Genomic DNA, 15964 nt, shown 5'->3' on the forward strand with positions numbered 1-15964 from the left:
ATCACGTCACCCGCAGCCAGTCTGGCAGCCGGGCAGGGCAGGGCGGCGCAGGGATTATGGCAGGGAAGCGGCTTTTGCTTCCAATGCCTGCGAAGGGAATTCAACTCCTGGTTGAATTTCCCCGGGCTGCCAATGCTGGCGCAGCGCGCGCAGATGGCTTTGCAGATCGGGGGGCGCGGCGCCGCCTTTGCCGTAATCGGCGCGGGTGATCTCTCCCTGCAGCACGGCGGCCAGGCGCTGATGAAAGGCGGCGATATCGCCGGCAGGAAAGGTCAGCGCGGGGCAGTTCCCCGGCTCATGCGCCCCGCCGCGGTCTGAGGTCAGCAGCGCGAGCCCGCGCAGATGCATCTCCAGCGCGACCTGGGGCAGGTTGTCTTCCCATAAGACCGGCACCACCCCTAAGCTGGCGGGGGCGAGAATGCGGTCCAGATCTTCGCGCTGATAGCCATTGGCCCAGGTCAGCCCGCCCAGGCGTTGCCCGAGCGCCAGCAGGCGCGGGCGCAGCGCCGGATCGCTCAGCCGCGCGGCCAGCACCAGAGAGATCCGCGGCGCAAGATCGGCAGGCAGCTGCTCCAGCGCCTCAAGCAGAAAGAAGAAGCCCTTATCGCGGCGCATATAGCCGGCATAGGCGAGCGTCAGATGGCCCCGGTCGTCCAGGAGCGGGCGCGGCGGTGCGGGCGGGCGGGCGGCATCGGGGGTGCCGATGCGGCAGACCGCCAGCAGATCGCGGCGGAGCCCGAAGTCTGCGGCCAGGACCCGCACCCGCTCTGAGACGCAGAGAATGACGTCGCAGTGGGTATTCAACAGTTCCACCATCCGGGCGCGGCGGCCCGCCAGGGCGCGGGACTGCGCCTGGGCCAGGACGGGGATTTCGGGCGGCCTGCCTGCCTGTCTTCCTGCCCGGATGGTCCGCAGCACTGCGGTGCCGCGCCGGTAAAGCCGCAGACCCCGAGGGCCGGTCTGAACGGAGAGCTTTTGTGCCAGCGCCAGCGCCAGGCGGCGGCGGGAGGGCGGCGGATGGAGAAGGCAGGCCCCGCAGGCCGCCCCGCCCCGGTCCGTGGTGCAGCTCTCGCGCTCCTGAAACCAGAGGTTCACCTGGGGGCAGAAGGGGTAATAGTTGTGCAGCATGACCACCACCCGGGCCGCATGGGCGCGGGCGATCTTTAAGGCCTCAGCCGGCAGACCTTCTAAGTTATTGAAATGGATCACATCCCAGGGACCTGTCGCCGCAAGGCAGGCGGCGAAAGCGGCCTCGGTCGGCGGATGGCTGATCTGTTCGGGATCCCCGAAGGAGAGATGCGAGGGCGCGAAGGGCCGCGCATTCACCAGGCAAAACTGCCCCGGGCCGCCCGCTTCCCAGCGGGGCGGGCCGGGGCGCAGATCCTGCGCGAGGCCCGAGTTCAGCCAGCCCGCTTCAATGCCTTCGGTTTTGAGCACAGCCGCCAGCGCGCGTTCATAGGCCGAGACACCACCGCCGCGTTTTTCGGGGTCAAAGGGGCTGACCCAGTTGTAAAAAAGCACCCTCATGCGCCGCCGCCCCCCGGAAAAGCCGGAAGGGGACGGCCGCTGCGCAAAGCCTCTGCAAGGGCGGCGCCTGCCTGCAGGGCTTCTGCAATGCTGACATCCATATCGAGATAGCGGTAAGTCCCGAGCCGCCCGAGAAAACTCACCCCCGCCGCCTCACGGGCGCGGGCGAGATAGCGGTTCAGCCGCGCCATCTCTCCGCTCAGGCGCAAGGGGTAAAAGGGCGGATCGCCAGGCCCGCAGTCCCGGGCATATTCACGCAGCAGAAGGGTGCCGGGCGGGTCTTCCCAGGGCGCGAAATGGCGATGCTCGCTGATGCGGGTGAAGGGAATATCCGCATCGGGGTAATTCATCACCGCGCAGCCCTGGGCATCGCGGCACCGGGGCAGAACCTCGCGCTCAAAGCGCAGGCTGCGGTAGCCAAGAGGGCCTTCCGCCTGGCCGAAAAAGGCATCCAGCGGGCCGGTCCAGATCAGGTGATCAAAGCCCTCCTCCCGGGCATCACCGGGGCGGGCGGGGCGGTTGAGATGCAGAGAAATCCGCGGATGCGCCAGGATGGCCTCCGTGAGGGCGGTATAGCCCGCCTCGGGGATCGCCTGAAATGCATGGCTGAAATAGCGGTCATCATAGTTGAAGCGCAAAGGCAGCCGCTGCAGGATCGCGGCGGGCAAAAGCGCAGGATCGCAGCCCCATTGCTTGCGGGTATAGCCCGCGAAGAAAGCGCGGTAGATCTCAGGCCCGACCATGGCGAGAGCCTGTTCTTCGAAGTTTTCGGGCGCGCCGCCATGGGGGGGCGGGCGGCTGCGCGCGGCGATGAACGCCCGGGCCTCTGCGGGTGAGAGGGTGGTGCCGAACAGCTGATTGATGCTGTGAAGGGTCACCGGCAGGCTGAAGACCTGCCCCCCCACCCTGGCTTTGACCCGGTGCTGATAGGGGCGAAAGCGGGCAAAGCGGGTGACGAAGGCCTGCACCTCGGGGCGGTCGGTGTGAAAGATATGGGGGCCGTAAACATGCTCCATCACCCCCGTCTCAGAGCAGCGCGCGGTATGACAGTTCCCCGCCACATGGCCCCGGGCCTCGCGGATCTCCACCTGGATCCCTGCTTCGGCCAGCACCCGCGCACAGGTGGCCCCGGAAAGCCCCGCACCTGCGATCAGAACCCGCGGCCCGCTCATGCGCCGCTCCTCTCATCCACCGGGGCCGGGGGGCGGGCCATGATCTCTTTGTGATGGGCAATGGCCTCTGCGAGGTTGTGATAAAGCGTCAGCCGCCCCTGATCGAGCACCACCCCCGCCGAGCAGAACCGCCAGATATCGCTGAAATTATGCGAGACCAATATGGCGCCCGACTGCGCCATGCGGTCCTGAAACAGCGCCTGACTGCGCGCGCGGAAGGCGGCATCGCCCACCGAGGTCACCTCATCGACCAGATAGGTGTCAAAGCGGATCCCCATTGAGACGCCGAAGTTCAGCCGCGCCACCATGCCCGAGGAATAATAGCGCACCGGCATGTGGAAATATTTGCCAAGGCCTGCGAAATCTTCGGTGAAAGCGGCCAGTTCATCGCTGTCGACGCCGTAAACCCTGGCGATGAAGCGGGTGTTCTGCGCTCCGGTCAGATCCTGGTGAAAGCTGCCCGCATAGCCCACCGGAAAAGAGATCGTCCCGTCTGAGATGATCCGCCCCGTGCTGGGGCGCACATTGCCGGCGATCATCTGCAAAAGCGTGGATTTGCCCGCGCCATTGCGGCCCAGAAGCGCCAGAGACTGCCCCCCCGGCAGTTCCAGATCCAGTCGGTCGATGACCTGGTGCCAACGGCCCCTGATCATGTAACCCTTTGAGATGTTTTCGAAACGGATCACCCCTCACCCCCTGTCTCTGAGGCTGTAGCCGATCAGAACGGCGATCCCCCAGGTCAGCGTGAGAAAGAGAAAGCCTGCGACCGACAACAGCCGGCGGCGGGGGTATTCCGACATCTCAGCCGTCGTCGGGGTGATATAGGTTGCGAGATAAAGCGACTGCCGCTCTGCGCGGGCACGGGCCAGATCATGGGCGGCCTGGGCGGTGCGATAGGTCATCTCGGCGACCTGAACATCCACCGTCAGCTCTTCATAGCGCGCCAGAAGTTCCGGGTAATCCGGGGCCTCGGGATCTGCCGCGCCCGAAGGGGCGGCTCCGCCAAGGGTGAGGCGTTCATCCTCAATATGGCTGCGGATCACCGCGATGCGGCGCTCCAGCTGGCGGCGGCGCGGGTCTGCGCCCTCGGCCCCTTCCGCAAGCAGATCGATTTCAACAAGGGCGGCGGCCAGCTGCTCCTGCAGGCTGTTGAGGATGCCCATCCGCCCGCTCAGATCGGCGGCGGGATCGAGGATGCGGGTGGCGGCGCGAAAGCTGCTCAGCGCGCTGCGCGCGGCCCGCAGCCGCGCCACGGCCTCGGTCAGATCCTGAGAGCTGTAGCGCATGGCATCGGTGCGCGCGGTGGTATTGAGCCCGTTGATCATCTCCTGGGCCTCTTCGATCACCAGGGCGGCGATGGCGGTGGCCGTCTGCGGATCATGGGCGCGGACCTGGATGCTCATCAGCCCGCTTGCCTCATCAAAGGCGATCCGCACCATGCTGAGCCAGAAACGGGTCAGCTCTTCGATCGTGGCATCTGCGGGCAGGCTGTAGAAGAAATCCCAGGGCCAGCCACGGCTGTAAAGCGCGCGCAGACCGAGGCGGGCTTCGATCCGCGCCACCAGGGCGGGGCTGCGGATATATTCATAAAGCACCCTTGTGTTGGACTGCCCCGCCCCCACCCCCAGCATGGAGGCCAGCCCCCCCGCCAGAGCCCCTGCCGAAGGGGTCTCTTCCTGGCGCAGGGTAAAGCCCGCATCCGAGGCATATTGGTCGCGCGCCACCCCGAAGAGATAGGCTGTCATCAGAACCATCGGCAGCAGCACCATGGCGATAAAGCTGCTCACGAGCCCGCGGTGGCGGGCCCTGAAGCGGGCCGGCCCCGCAGGGGGGGGCGACAGGGGGCATTTCAGGCGGCGTCTGAGGGGGCGCAGGCTGCGGCGCAGAGCGCCGGGCCGCCTCTCCCGGGGGCGGGGCTTTGGCCTTTGAGAGGGCCGTCGGTGAGAGGGCCATATCGCTCAAGAAAAGACTCCGCAAAAATCGCAGGCGTGTTCTAAATGGGAGTATTCGCGTAAAAGTTGTGCTGCCGCAGGGCTTCGGTATGAGGGAGGCGCGTTATGCCGACAGGAGAGACCAGCAAAGATCTGCGCGGCCCTGCCGCGACCGGGGGGGACGGGGCGCGGCTCCGCAGCGCTCTCACAGACCGCCGCCCGCAGGTGCTGCGCTATCGGGCCTTTCGCGCCATCACCGCGCTGATGCTGCGCGAGATGTCGACGCGCTATGGCCGCTCGCCGGGGGGCTATATCTGGGCGGTGCTGGACCCTTTGGGCACCATTCTGCTGCTCTCTCTGGCCATGAGTTTTCTTGTGACCATCCCGCCGCTGGGGGTCAGCTTTGTGCTGTTTAAGGCCACCGGAATGATGCCCTTCGGGATGTATGGCAGTCTCAGCGGTGCGGCCTCTTCCGCGATCAGTTTCTCGCGGCCGCTGCTGCGCTATCCGGGGGTGACCTGGATTGATGCGCTGCTGGCGCGGGTGGTGATGAATTTCCTGACCACGCTGCTGGTGGCGGTGCTGATCTTTGGCGGCATTCTGCTGTGGAGTGATACCCGCACGCTGCTGGATCTGCCGAAGATCTTTCTGGCGATCACTCTGGCGGCGCTTTTCGGGACCGGCATCGGGGTCTGCAATATCTTCTTTTTCATGCGCTTCCCGGCCTGGGAGCACACCTGGGCCATTCTCAACCGGCCCATGCTTCTGGCCTCGGGGGTGCTGTTTCTTTACGAGACCATGCCGCGGATGGTGCAGGAGGTTTTGTGGTATAACCCCCTGGTGCATATCATCTCTCTGATGCGCGAAGGCTTCTATCCGATGTATCACGCCGATTGGGTCTCGGTGCCCTTCGTGCTGATTTCGGCGCTGGTGCCGCTGGCAGCGGGGCTGTTGCTGGTGCGCCATCATCATGTCGATCTGCTCAATCTCTGAGCGCGGGGGGGCCGGTTTTCCGGTTCCGCAAGGCTCAGCACAGAGGCATGACTGCGGCGGGTGTCGCGGCGCAGCCCCTCCTGCAGGGCGTGGCGCATGAGCCGCATAAAGCGGCGCCGCTCGCCGGGGTAATGGCGGATTTTGGCAGCCCAGACCGGCAGAACCACCAGAAGAGCAGGCCAGAACAGCCAGCCCGCGCAGAGCCGGTAGAGCATCAGAAGATTGCGGTGATAATAATAGATCCGCCAGAGCGGGCGCATTCGCCCGCCCGGTGCAATGCTTTGAAAATCATGCTCAAATCTGACCTGAGGCAGAAAGCCGATCCGCCCGCCTTTGCGGCTGAGGCCAAGGGTGTAAAGCGCATCATCGCCATAGAGAAAAAGCGCCGGATCCGGCCAGCCTGCCCGGCGCAGAGCTTTGCGTGACAGGAAAAACCCCACAAAAGACGCGCCGTCCACTTCGGCTTCTGCGGCCCCCGGCGCATAGGCTTCATCGCCTAAGTGAAAGCCTGCCCGGCCGCGCCGCAGGGTGCGCAGGAAAACGGCGGGGCTGCGGAAGGGGTCTTTCACGGGGCGGTTGATCGCGCAGATCCGCCCGTCGGGGTGGCGCACGGCCGCCGCGCAGCCCTCCCAGCGGGCGGCGGGGCCGGCTTCGAGAAAGGCCTGCAGCGCGCCCTCGGCCGGGCGCGCGTCATCATCGCTCAGCACCATCCAGTCGGGGTCAAACCGCGCGGCAGCGGCGCGCATTCCGGTCTCAAAGCCGCCCGCACCGCCGCGGTTTTCCGCAAGGCGCAGCACCGACAGGCGCGGATCTTTCACGCTTTGCAGCCAGTCTGCGGTGCCATCGGTAGAGGCATTATCCACCACCAGAAGCGCAAAAAGCACCTCAGGCGGCGCCGCGAGCCAGCGCGCAAGGCTGCATTTGAGCTGTTCGAGCCGGTTGCAGGTGACCACCACGGCCACCAGCCGCTCTGCGGTAAACATCATGACCGCGTCCCTCATATCTCAGACAACACACGTCTAACGTGTTTTATGTTGTTTTAACTCACCCTGAAGTTCAAGAGCTTTCTTTCCCCCCGCCTTTGTCATGCGCGGCGCGCCCGTTAACGCGGTCTCAAACTCTTCTGTGGCCTGATGCGGCAAGTCAGACCAAAGCGCCCCGGCGGGGCCTGGGGGGGGAGGGGGCAGGATGGCTGTCACGGCGCAGGAACAGCTCTTTGTGGAGTGGATCAATCGCGCAAGGCTTGATCCTTTGGGAGAGGCGGCGCGGCAGGGCGTGGCGCTGAATACCGGGCTTGCGCCGGGCAGCCTGAGCGGAGAGGTTCTGCAGCCGCTTGCGATCCGGGCGGAGCTGCACCTCGCGGCCCTTGGTCACTCGGAGTGGATGCTCGACAGTGGTCTGATCGCCAGGGGGCGGCTCAGCCATGAGGGGGCGGGCGGCAGCACCGCGGGAGAGCGGATGGCCGCGGCGGGTTATGTCTTTGAAGGTCGCTGGACCTGGGGGGAGAACCTCGCATTTCGCGGCAGTCTGCCCTTTGATCATCAGGCCGCGCTTGAAGCGCAGTTTGACGCGCTCTGGGCCAGCCCGGGGCACCGGCGCAACACCATGGATCCGGCTTTCACCGAAATCGGCCTGGGAGAGGTGACCCGCAGTCTGCCCTTCGACGACTTTGTGATGCCGGTCTCCGTGACCACGCAGAATTTTGCTACCAGCGGCGGGCGGATCTTTGTGACCGGGGTCGTTTATGAGGATGCGGACGGGGATCTTTTTTATGATCCCGGCGAAGGGCGCGGCGGCTTTGTGATGCGCCAGGGCGGGGCCTCAGTGCAAAGCGCTTCGGCAGGCGGCTATACCCTTGAGGCGCCGCAGTCTGGCCCGATTGAGATTGAGGCGGGCGGGCATCGTTTCGGCATGAAGGAGCTGCGTGAAAACCTCAAACTGGATGTGCTGCAGGACGGTGAGGGCGGGGTCACGGGTTTTCTGACCTCCGGCCATCTCAAGGTGCTGAGCGCCCCGGGCGTTCAGATCGGAGTGATTACAATGCGCGGTGCAGAGCTTCTGGGCGGAGAGGGGGATGACACCCTGATCGGCGGCGGCGGGGATGACACGCTTTATGGCGGGGCCGGAGCGGACCGGCTGACGGGCGGCGGCGGGGATGATGTGATTGACCCCGGCAGTGTTGCCGCGCCCTTCAGCGATGTGATCCTTGGCTCTGCGGGCAATGATGTGATCCGCTATGACACCGCGGGCGGGCCGGGGCAGGGGCGGCTTTGTCCGGGCCGCTCACGGTGACGCTGAACCTGGAAAGCGGGGAGGGTCGGATCCGCAAAACCGCGCAGGAGAGCGATCAGCTTTACAATCTGAGCGCGGCGGCTGCGGGGCAGGGTGGCTTTGTGCTGCTGGCAACACCCGGGGCGGATGTCTTCACGGTGCAAAGCCGCGCGGGCCATCTGATCGAACTGGCGGGCGGTGCGGGGCGCGACAGCTACAGCCTGAGCGGCGATGGCGCGGTGACCCTGATCTTCGGCGGTCCTGAGGGGCAGGCCGAAGGGCCGCAGTCTGTGATCGTCAATGCCTATGCCGGGCGGGTGGTCAACGACGGCTTCGGCCATGCAGAGGTGTTCACCCTCGCGCCAGAGGTGTTGCTGGGTCTGCGGGGTGGCGCGCTTGGCGACCGGCTGTCGGGCCACAACGGGCGCGATCAGATCTTTGGCGGTGCGGGGGCGGATATGCTGTTCGGGGCCGGGGGGCGCGACACGCTTTATGGCGGCGCGGGAGACGACCGGGTCTGGTCGGGCGACGGCAGCGGCAATGACCGGCTGCTCGGCGGGCCGGGGCATGACACGCTTTACGGCGGGGAGGGCAATGACAGCCTGACCGGGGGGCCGGGCGGGGATGTGCTTTACGGCGGTGCGGGAGATGATTTCCTTTACGCAGGCCAGGACGGTGCCACGCGGCTCTGGGGCGAAGAGGGGCATGATGTGATCTATGGCTCTGACTTCGAAGACACGCTCGGCGGCGGCAGTGGCAATGACACGCTGTTCGGCGGCGGCGGCGCGGATCTGCTTTACGGCGGCGGCGGGTCTGACTGGCTTTATGGCGGCGCAGGGGCGGACCGTCTGCAAAGCGGCGGCGGCGATGTGGTGATGCAGGGCGGCGCGGGGGCCGACCGCTTTGAGTTTTACAACCTGCCTGGTGCCGCGCGGATCACGGATTTCTCTCAGGCGGCGGGGGATCGTCTGGTCCTGAACACCTCGATCTGGGGGGGCGGGCTGACGGCTGCCGAAGTGGTGAGCCGGTTTGCCGGTTCAGAGGGCGGTGATCTGGTGCTGCGCTTCAGCCCTGAGATCAGCCTGCGCCTTGAGGGGGCGGCGGGAAGTGAGGCGGAACTCTCAGGCGGCATCCTCCTGATGTAGCGCGGCCCCCGCCGCGGCACTCCGGGCGGGCGAAGACATCCCGGTAACCTGCCTTTCCTAAAGGGAGTGCCGTCATGAGCAGTGAGGACAGTCTGCCGGCGCGTTTTTCGCTGCATGAAGATATCAGGAAAGAAGGCGGCATAGAGACATCCGGATGCAGGGGCATGGCGCTCCCTGGCGCTGGCATTTTGGCTCCGGGGTGCGGAAGGGTTTGATACGGCGGTCCTTTTTGTCCAGGGTCGTCCGCAGGGCCTCTGACCCCATCGCGCGATCGCGACGACGGCCCGGACGCAGGGGGACGGGACGGGCTGACTGTTTTTCAGGATGACAGGGCTGGATGGATGCATTCCGAAGCTGAAATTGAAACTTTCGCAGAGAGGCTGCGCACTGCAGATGAGCAGGGCGTTCGCGACTGTCTTCAGCGCGATCCCGGTCTTGCCGTGGCAAAGCTGCCCTCCGGCTGGCCGGTGTTCCTTGAGCAGTCTGTTTTCCCGCAGCCCTCAATCATTGATCTGATGATCGCCGCCGGAGCGGATCCCGATGCAGGAAGCCCCGAGGGTGAGACGCTTCTGCATCTGACAGGGGATCCCGAAGCCATAGGAAAGCTGCTGTCTCATGGCGCGGACATCAATGCCCTGGACAGCCGGGGCTACACGCCGATGATGGGGCATGCCCCCTGTCCTGAAACGGGACCGGATGCGATTTACACCCTCTTCGCAGCGGGCGCCGATCCCTATGTGCAGGGAGCGGATGGCCGGACGGTTTTTGATCTGCTGCCCGAGGGGGAGCGTTTTGACCGTCTTCGGCGACATCTGCGCGAGAAAGGCCGGAACCGGTAGCCTCCCGGCTCTAGATCCAATGGCCGCTTGGCCCTGTCTGGCTGACGCTCAGATCCTGCGCCCGATAATGCAATCTTATCAGTGCTCTCTCCGGGAATGAGAAAATGCGCAATTCCCGGGTTTTTCGGCGTTCAGAGGAGGCCGCCGCAGGTCTTGAGCGGTTCTGACCCGGCCTTCCTGGGGGCCTCCCCGCGATGCCCCCCCGCGAAAGCCGGGAGTTCGGCGGGGCCAGAGGTCGCAGGGCTTTGGCTTTGTAACTTCGCAAAGGCCGCCCCATATAGCGGATCACCTGCGCTTTTTTCCCGGCCCCCTGCGGTGCCGGTCCTCTTTGCGCCGGAAGACTACATCCTGTTGAATTCCCGTCTGAAACCCTGACGTCATCCTGCCTGACCCTGCTCCGGCCCCTTGCGAGGGCTGCCTAAAGCCGGCCCTTTCAGCGCCTCTCAGCCGGCTCTCTCCGGCAGATTGTTGCGGGAATGCGGCTTTTTGAGTAGGGAAATGCACTGATCCAAGGAAGCTTGAAAGTCTGATGGCTGAGAATAGCAATGTGGCGCCGGCCTCCAAACCGGGCTGGAAAGACGGAATGATCTTCCGCCTTCTGAAGATGGGGATGAAGCGCCAGGGCAAATATTATGCGCTTGGGGTGGTCGCCATGATTGCGGTGGCGAGCATGTCCGCGCTGACCGCCTGGTCGATGCAGGCCATCGTCGATACCATGACCGATCCCGGAAACCGTGGTCGCGTGGCGGCGGTCTCGCTGATGGTGATTGCGATTTTCGCCATCAAGGGCTTTGCGACCTATGTGCAGTCGGTCTCGATGGCCCGGGCGGGCAATGGCATCGTCGCCCAGCAGCAGCGCCGGGTCTATGACCGGCTGCTCAAGCAGGGGGTGGATTTCTTCAATCTGACGGAATCCTCAGACCTTCTGATGCGCGTGACCCATGGGGCCAATGCCGCGCGGGGGCTGATCGATCTGATTGTCACCTCGATGGTGCGCGATCTGCTGACGCTGATCGGGCTTGTGGCGGTGATGTTTTACCAGCAGCCCGTGCTCTCGATCACCTCGATCATTCTGGCGCCGCTGATTTTTCTGGGCATCCGGCTGATCCTTGGCTTCGTGCGCGCCATCATGAGCCAGCAGATGGCGGGTATGGCTGAAATCCTGAAGGTGCTGCAGGAGACCTCCACCGGTATCCGCGTCATCAAGATCTTCTCGCTGGAGAAGGTGATGAATGCGCGGATGGAAAAGGCCGTGGGCGAGGTGGAAAAGCGCGCCAATTCCATGGTCCGCCTGGAGGCGATCACCTCTCCGATGATGGAAACGCTCTCGGGCATGGCGATCGCCGGGGTGGTCTGGCTTTCGGCGGTCAATATCACCGGCGGTGAGCCGACCACGGCGGGGCAGCTGATGTCCTTCGTCACGGCCCTTCTGATGGCCTATGAACCGGCCAAGCGGCTTTCGCGGATGCGGGTCTCGCTGGAGGGGCTGAAGATGGGGGCCTCGATGCTCTTTGAGCTGGTGGACCGCGATCTCACCATCCGCGAGAGCCGCGATGCCAAAGCGCTGAAGCTGACCGAAGGCGCGGTGCGTTTTGAGGATGTGAGCTTTGCTTACGGCTCGGGCGAGAAGGCGGTCTCGGGGCTTAATCTTGAGTTTGAGGGTGGCAAAACCACCGCGCTCGTGGGGGAATCCGGGGCGGGTAAATCGACCATCATCAACCTGCTGATGCGGTTTTATGATCCCACTTCGGGGCGGGTGCTTTTTGACGGCACCGATATTGCCGGGGTTACCTTTGACAGTCTGCGCAGTCAGATGTCTTTCGTGGGTCAGGACACCTTCCTCTTCTCGTCAAGCGTGATGGAAAACATCCGCTGCTCGCGCCCTGAGGCGAGCGATGAAGAGGTTATGGAGGCCGCCCGCGCGGCCCATGCCCATGAGTTCATCGAGAAGATGCCTCAGGGCTATCAGACACCGGTGGGCGAAAACGGCACCTTCCTGTCGGGCGGGCAGCGTCAGCGTCTGGCGATTGCCCGGGCGTTCCTGCGCCGCGCCCGGGTGCTGCTGCTGGATGAGGCGACCTCGGCGCTCGACTCGGTCTCGGAAGGCTTTGTCAAAGAGGGGCTGGCACGGGTCTCGGAAGGGGCCACGACCATCGTCATCGCGCATCGGCTGTCGACCATTCTAGAAGCCGACCGGATCTATGTCTTAGGCCAGGGGCAGGTTCTGGAATATGGCACGGCCGCTGAGCTTCTGGCCCGCAACGGGGCCTTCCGGCGGCTCTACGACCAGCAGTTCGGCGGGGTGGAGCGCGCGGAACGCCTGCCGGAGTAAGCGTCTGTGCGGAGAAAAAGGGGGCTGATCCTGCCCTCTGGCAACGCCGGGCCCTGTCCCGGCGTTGTGTATTTTAAAGCGAACCTGTGCCTTCTGGCAAAGACCCGCGGGTCTGTTCGGGCAGCGCTGACAAAGCCCTGTCCTTTGCCTATGATCCATCCGCAGCTCCGGAGAGGATCCGGGGCTATTGCCTTCAACTGCGAGAGTGAGAATGCAGATAACCCGGACGAAACTTTCAGGTGTGGTCCTGCTGGAGCCGAAGCGCTTTGGCGATGACCGGGGGTTTTTCTCTGAAAGCTGGAACCGGCGGACGCTTTTGCAGGCGGGGCTGGAGCTGCCGGAGTTCGTGCAGGACAATCATTCCTTCTCGACCCGCAAAGGCACGGTGCGGGGGCTGCATTTCCAGTCGCCGCCGCATGCCCAGGGCAAGCTGGTGCGCTGCGGGCGCGGCGCGCTTCTGGATGTGGCGGTCGATATCCGTCGCGGCAGCGAGACCTATGGGCAGTGGGTGGCGGAAGAACTCAGTTTTGAGAACGGCCGTCAGCTCTGGATCCCGGCGGGCTTCCTGCATGGCTTTGTGACGCTCACCGATGATTGTGAGATCATCTACAAATGCACCGATCATTATGCGCCCGATTGTGACGGCGCGGTGCATTGGGCCTCTCCTTCGCTGGGGATCGATTGGGGAATTGCCCCCGATCAGGCGCTTTTGTCGCCCAAAGATGCTGCCGCCCAGGATTTCGCTGATTTTGAAAGTCCCTTCACCATGGAGAGCCAGGCATGAAGCTTCTGATCACCGGCGGGGCCGGCTTTATCGGCTCGGCCGTGGTGCGTCAGGCCATCGCGCGCGGGCACCAGGTGGTGAACCTTGATGCGCTGACCTATGCGGCCTGCCTTGAAAATGTGGCCTCGGTGGCGGATCACCCGGGCTATGTGTTCGAGCAGGCCGATATCCGCGACCGCGCGGCGCTCGACCGGATCTTTGCGGCCCATGCTCCGGATGCGGTGATGCATCTCGCGGCCGAGAGCCATGTCGACCGCTCCATCGATGGCCCGGGCGATTTCATCGAGACCAATATCACCGGCACCTTCAATATGCTGGAAGCCGCGCGGGGGTTCTGGACCCGGGCCGGAAGGCCTGCGGGCTTTCGCTTTCATCACATCTCGACCGATGAGGTCTTCGGCTCGCTGCCCGCAGACCCTTTGGTGAAGTTTACCGAAACCACGCCCTATGATCCGCGCTCACCCTATTCGGCCTCCAAAGCGGCCTCGGATCACCTGGTCCGGGCCTGGGCCGAGACCTATGGCCTGCCGGTGGTGCTGACCAATTGCTCGAACAATTACGGTCCCTTCCATTTCCCGGAAAAGCTGATCCCTGTTGTGATCCTGAACGCTTTGGCCGGAAAGCCGCTGCCGATCTATGGCGATGGCTCGAATATCCGCGACTGGCTTTATGTCGAAGATCACGCCGATGCGCTGCTGACGGTGATTGAGAAGGGCGAATTGGGCCGCAGCTATAACATCGGCGGCGAGAATGAGCGCAGCAACCTTGAGCTGGTGAAAACGCTCTGCGCTATCCTTGATGAAAAGCGCCCGAAAGAGAGCGGCTCTTACGCCGATCAGATCACCTTTGTGACCGACCGTCCCGGCCATGATGCGCGCTATGCGATCGATCCCTCGCGCATTCGCGAAGAACTCGGCTGGCGGCCCTCGGTCACGGTCGAAGAGGGGCTAGCGCGGACGGTGCAGTGGTATCTCGACAATGAAGCCTGGTGGCGGCCTTTGCAGGACCGCGCGGGCGTCGGCCAGCGTCTGGGCACCAAAGCATGAAGGCGTTGGTTTTTGGTGCCACCGGCCAGCTGGCGCAGGAGCTGCGCGCGCGTCTGCCGGAGGCGGTGTTTCTGTCGCGCGCAGAGGCTGACCAGGCGGACCCCTCGGCCTGCGCGGCGAAGGTTGCGGGCTTTGACGGCGATCTGGTGATCAATGCCGCCGCCTGGACGGCGGTGGATAAGGCCGAGGCTGAGGAAGCCGCAGCCCTGGTCGTCAATGGCGAGACCCCCGGCGCGATTGCCCGGGCGGCGGCCGCGAAAGGCCTGCCCTTCCTGCATGTCTCAACGGATTACGTCTTTGACGGCGCGGGGACCCGGCCCTTTATTCCCGATCATCCGACCGGGCCTTTGGGCGCTTACGGGCGCACGAAGCTCGCGGGTGAAGAGGCGATCCGGGCCGCAGGCGGGCAGCATGCCATTTTGCGCACTTCCTGGGTCTTCTCGGCCCATGGAAATAACTTCGTCAAAACCATGCTGCGGCTTGGCGCCACCCGCGAGAGCCTGACGGTGGTGGCGGATCAGATCGGCGGGCCGACCCCGGCCGGCGCCATCGCCGAGGCGCTGATCGTGATGGGCCGCGCGATGCTGGCCGATCCTGCAAAGGGCGGCACATATCACTTCTCGGGTGCTCCCGATGTCTCCTGGGCGGATTTCGCCCGTGAGATCTTCGCGGCATCCGGTCTTAAATTGACCGTCACTGATATCACCACCGACCAATATCCCACTCCCGCAAAACGCCCGGCCAATTCGCGGCTTGATTGCGAAAGCCTGAAGACCGACTTCGGGATCGCGCGGCCCGACTGGCGCGCCGCCCTTGCAGATGTTTTGAAAGAGACTGGAGCGCAGTCATGAGCAGCACCCGTAAAGGTATCATCCTCGCCGGCGGCTCCGGCACGCGGCTTTATCCGCTGACCATGGGCGTCTCAAAGCAGCTGCTGCCGCTTTATGACAAGCCGATGATCTATTATCCGCTCACGGTTCTGATGCTCGCAGGCATCCGCGAGATCGCGGTGATCACCACGCCGCATGATCAGGAGCAGTTCAAACGGGTTTTGGGCGATGGCAGCCAGTGGGGGATTTCGCTCACCTTTATCGTGCAGCCCTCACCCGATGGACTGGCCCAGGCCTATCTGCTGGCGGAAGATTTCCTGGCCGGTGCCCCTTCGGCCATGGTTCTGGGCGACAATGTCTTCTTCGGCCACGGCCTGCCGGAGATGATGAAGGCCGCGCCCGAGCAGGGCGGCACGGTCTTTGGCTATCACGTCTCAGACCCCGAGCGGTATGGCGTGGTCGATTTCGACAAAGACGGCACCGTGAAGGCCATCATCGAAAAGCCCCCGGTGGCGCCTTCGAACTACGCCGTCACCGGGCTTTATTTCCTCGATGGCACCGCGCCTGAGCGCGCCCGCGCCGTGCAGCCCTCACCGCGGGGCGAGCTGGAAATCGTGACCCTGCTCGAGAGCTATCTCCATGAGGGCAGCCTGCGCGTGGAAACCATGGGGCGTGGCTATGCCTGGCTCGACACCGGCACCCATGCGAGCCTTCTCGATGCCGGCAATTTCGTGCGCACGCTCCAGGAACGCCAGGGCCTGCAGGTCGGAAGCCCTGATGAGATCGCCTGGGGCCAGGGCTGGATTTCAGATGAAGATCTTTCGGAACGTGCCTCGCTTTTCGGAAAAACCGGATATGGTGCTTATCTGAAAGGCCTGCTGCGGAGCGATAAGCACTGAGAGAGGTTCCCTCTCCACGCGTCAGGTCAGTGAGACTGTGTTGGTGGGGAGGGGCTTTTGATCTATCCGGTGGTACTTTGCGGCGGAGCGGGAACGCGTCTCTGGCCTTTGTCGCGCAAGGGGTTTCCCAAACAGTTCTCGCGGCTGACCGATCCGCAAAAGAGCCTCTTTGAGGCGACGCTCTCGCGGCTGCAG

Annotated in this window: 15 protein-coding genes; 10 read left to right on the forward strand and 5 right to left on the reverse strand. The window is 64.3% G+C overall.

Features of this window, described 5'->3' with window-relative positions:
• Window positions 1-54 precede the first annotated feature (54 nt).
• The 4 genes from EP867_RS14535 to EP867_RS14550 are packed head-to-tail and all read right to left on the reverse strand — an operon-like array spanning window position 55 to window position 4486.
• Window positions 55-1527, reverse strand: a complete 1473-nt coding sequence (locus EP867_RS14535; RefSeq protein WP_128490212.1) for a glycosyltransferase — start codon at window positions 1525-1527, stop codon at window positions 55-57.
• Window positions 1524-2699: a UDP-galactopyranose/dTDP-fucopyranose mutase family protein gene (locus EP867_RS14540; protein ID WP_128490213.1), complete on the reverse strand. Its 1176-nt coding sequence runs from the start codon at window positions 2697-2699 to the stop codon at window positions 1524-1526. Before EP867_RS14540 ends, EP867_RS14535 begins: the two co-directional genes overlap by 4 nt.
• Complete coding sequence (locus EP867_RS14545; protein WP_128490214.1) at window positions 2696-3385, reverse strand: ABC transporter ATP-binding protein; 690 nt, start codon at window positions 3383-3385, stop codon at window positions 2696-2698. Before EP867_RS14545 ends, EP867_RS14540 begins: the two co-directional genes overlap by 4 nt.
• A 3-nt stretch (window positions 3386-3388) precedes the next feature.
• Window positions 3389-4486 carry a sugar transporter gene (locus EP867_RS14550; RefSeq protein WP_128490215.1) on the reverse strand — a complete coding sequence of 366 codons (1098 nt, stop codon included), beginning with the start codon at window positions 4484-4486 and terminating at the stop codon, window positions 3389-3391.
• 270 nt (window positions 4487-4756) lie between these two features.
• Here EP867_RS14550 and EP867_RS14555 point away from each other — a divergent pair, with 270 nt between their 5' ends.
• On the forward strand, window positions 4757-5623 hold the full coding sequence (locus EP867_RS14555; protein WP_128490216.1) for an ABC transporter permease: 867 nt from the start codon (window positions 4757-4759) through the stop codon (window positions 5621-5623).
• Here EP867_RS14555 and EP867_RS14560 read toward each other — a convergent pair.
• A complete protein-coding gene (locus tag EP867_RS14560; protein ID WP_241656923.1) occupies window positions 5599-6609 on the reverse strand; it encodes a glycosyltransferase in 1011 nt (336 codons plus the stop codon). The genes EP867_RS14555 and EP867_RS14560 overlap by 25 nt on opposite strands.
• Window positions 6610-6811: 202 nt before the next feature.
• On the opposite strand from EP867_RS14560, the gene EP867_RS20455 reads away from it, so the two are divergent.
• The 9 genes from EP867_RS20455 to EP867_RS14605 all read left to right on the forward strand — a co-directional run.
• Window positions 6812-7915 (forward strand): CAP domain-containing protein, encoded by a 1104-nt coding sequence (locus EP867_RS20455; RefSeq protein WP_128490217.1) that lies wholly within the window; start codon window positions 6812-6814, stop codon window positions 7913-7915.
• Complete coding sequence (locus EP867_RS14570) at window positions 7894-9039, forward strand: calcium-binding protein (RefSeq protein ID WP_128490218.1); 1146 nt, start codon at window positions 7894-7896, stop codon at window positions 9037-9039. The genes EP867_RS20455 and EP867_RS14570 overlap by 22 nt, the downstream gene beginning before the upstream one ends.
• A gap of 341 nt (window positions 9040-9380) precedes the next feature.
• On the forward strand, window positions 9381-9878 hold the full coding sequence (locus EP867_RS14575) for an ankyrin repeat domain-containing protein (protein ID WP_128490219.1): 498 nt from the start codon (window positions 9381-9383) through the stop codon (window positions 9876-9878).
• A 529-nt stretch (window positions 9879-10407) separates the two neighbouring features.
• Complete coding sequence (locus EP867_RS14580; RefSeq protein WP_128490220.1) at window positions 10408-12210, forward strand: ABC transporter ATP-binding protein; 1803 nt, start codon at window positions 10408-10410, stop codon at window positions 12208-12210.
• Window positions 12211-12421: 211 nt separating this feature from the next.
• Complete coding sequence (rfbC, locus tag EP867_RS14585; protein ID WP_128490221.1) at window positions 12422-12994, forward strand: dTDP-4-dehydrorhamnose 3,5-epimerase; 573 nt, start codon at window positions 12422-12424, stop codon at window positions 12992-12994.
• Window positions 12991-14040 carry a dTDP-glucose 4,6-dehydratase gene (gene rfbB, locus EP867_RS14590; protein ID WP_128490222.1) on the forward strand — a complete coding sequence of 350 codons (1050 nt, stop codon included), beginning with the start codon at window positions 12991-12993 and terminating at the stop codon, window positions 14038-14040. Before rfbC ends, rfbB begins: the two co-directional genes overlap by 4 nt.
• Entirely contained in the window at window positions 14037-14891 is an 855-nt protein-coding gene (gene rfbD, locus EP867_RS14595) for a dTDP-4-dehydrorhamnose reductase (protein WP_128490223.1), read from the forward strand. The genes rfbB and rfbD overlap by 4 nt, the downstream gene beginning before the upstream one ends.
• Window positions 14888-15769: a glucose-1-phosphate thymidylyltransferase RfbA gene (gene rfbA / locus EP867_RS14600; RefSeq protein WP_128490224.1), complete on the forward strand. Its 882-nt coding sequence runs from the start codon at window positions 14888-14890 to the stop codon at window positions 15767-15769. Before rfbD ends, rfbA begins: the two co-directional genes overlap by 4 nt.
• A 57-nt stretch (window positions 15770-15826) precedes the next feature.
• Window positions 15827-15964: sugar phosphate nucleotidyltransferase (locus tag EP867_RS14605; RefSeq protein ID WP_164888884.1), on the forward strand; the 138-nt coding region annotated here is incomplete at its 3' end.

Source organism: Falsigemmobacter intermedius (assembly GCF_004054105.1).
Taxonomy (GTDB): domain Bacteria; phylum Pseudomonadota; class Alphaproteobacteria; order Rhodobacterales; family Rhodobacteraceae; genus Wagnerdoeblera; species Wagnerdoeblera intermedia.

Bases quoted from the DNA above. Each gene is read 5' to 3' on its own strand.
- EP867_RS14575 (WP_128490219.1), top strand. From the start codon at position 9,381: ATGCATTCCGAAGCTGAAATTGAAACTTTCGCAGAGAGGCTGCGCACT.
- EP867_RS20455 (WP_128490217.1), top strand. From the start codon at position 6,812: ATGGCTGTCACGGCGCAGGAACAGCTCTTTGTGGAGTGGATCAATCGC.
- rfbD (WP_128490223.1), top strand. From the start codon at position 14,037: ATGAAGGCGTTGGTTTTTGGTGCCACCGGCCAGCTGGCGCAGGAGCTG.
- EP867_RS14540 (WP_128490213.1), bottom strand. From the start codon at position 2,699: ATGAGCGGGCCGCGGGTTCTGATCGCAGGTGCGGGGCTTTCCGGGGCC.
- EP867_RS14560 (WP_241656923.1), bottom strand. From the start codon at position 6,609: ATGATGTTTACCGCAGAGCGGCTGGTGGCCGTGGTGGTCACCTGCAAC.
- rfbB (WP_128490222.1), top strand. From the start codon at position 12,991: ATGAAGCTTCTGATCACCGGCGGGGCCGGCTTTATCGGCTCGGCCGTG.
- rfbC (WP_128490221.1), top strand. From the start codon at position 12,422: ATGCAGATAACCCGGACGAAACTTTCAGGTGTGGTCCTGCTGGAGCCG.
- EP867_RS14555 (WP_128490216.1), top strand. From the start codon at position 4,757: ATGCCGACAGGAGAGACCAGCAAAGATCTGCGCGGCCCTGCCGCGACC.
- EP867_RS14580 (WP_128490220.1), top strand. From the start codon at position 10,408: ATGGCTGAGAATAGCAATGTGGCGCCGGCCTCCAAACCGGGCTGGAAA.
- EP867_RS14535 (WP_128490212.1), bottom strand. From the start codon at position 1,527: ATGAGGGTGCTTTTTTACAACTGGGTCAGCCCCTTTGACCCCGAAAAA.
- rfbA (WP_128490224.1), top strand. From the start codon at position 14,888: ATGAGCAGCACCCGTAAAGGTATCATCCTCGCCGGCGGCTCCGGCACG.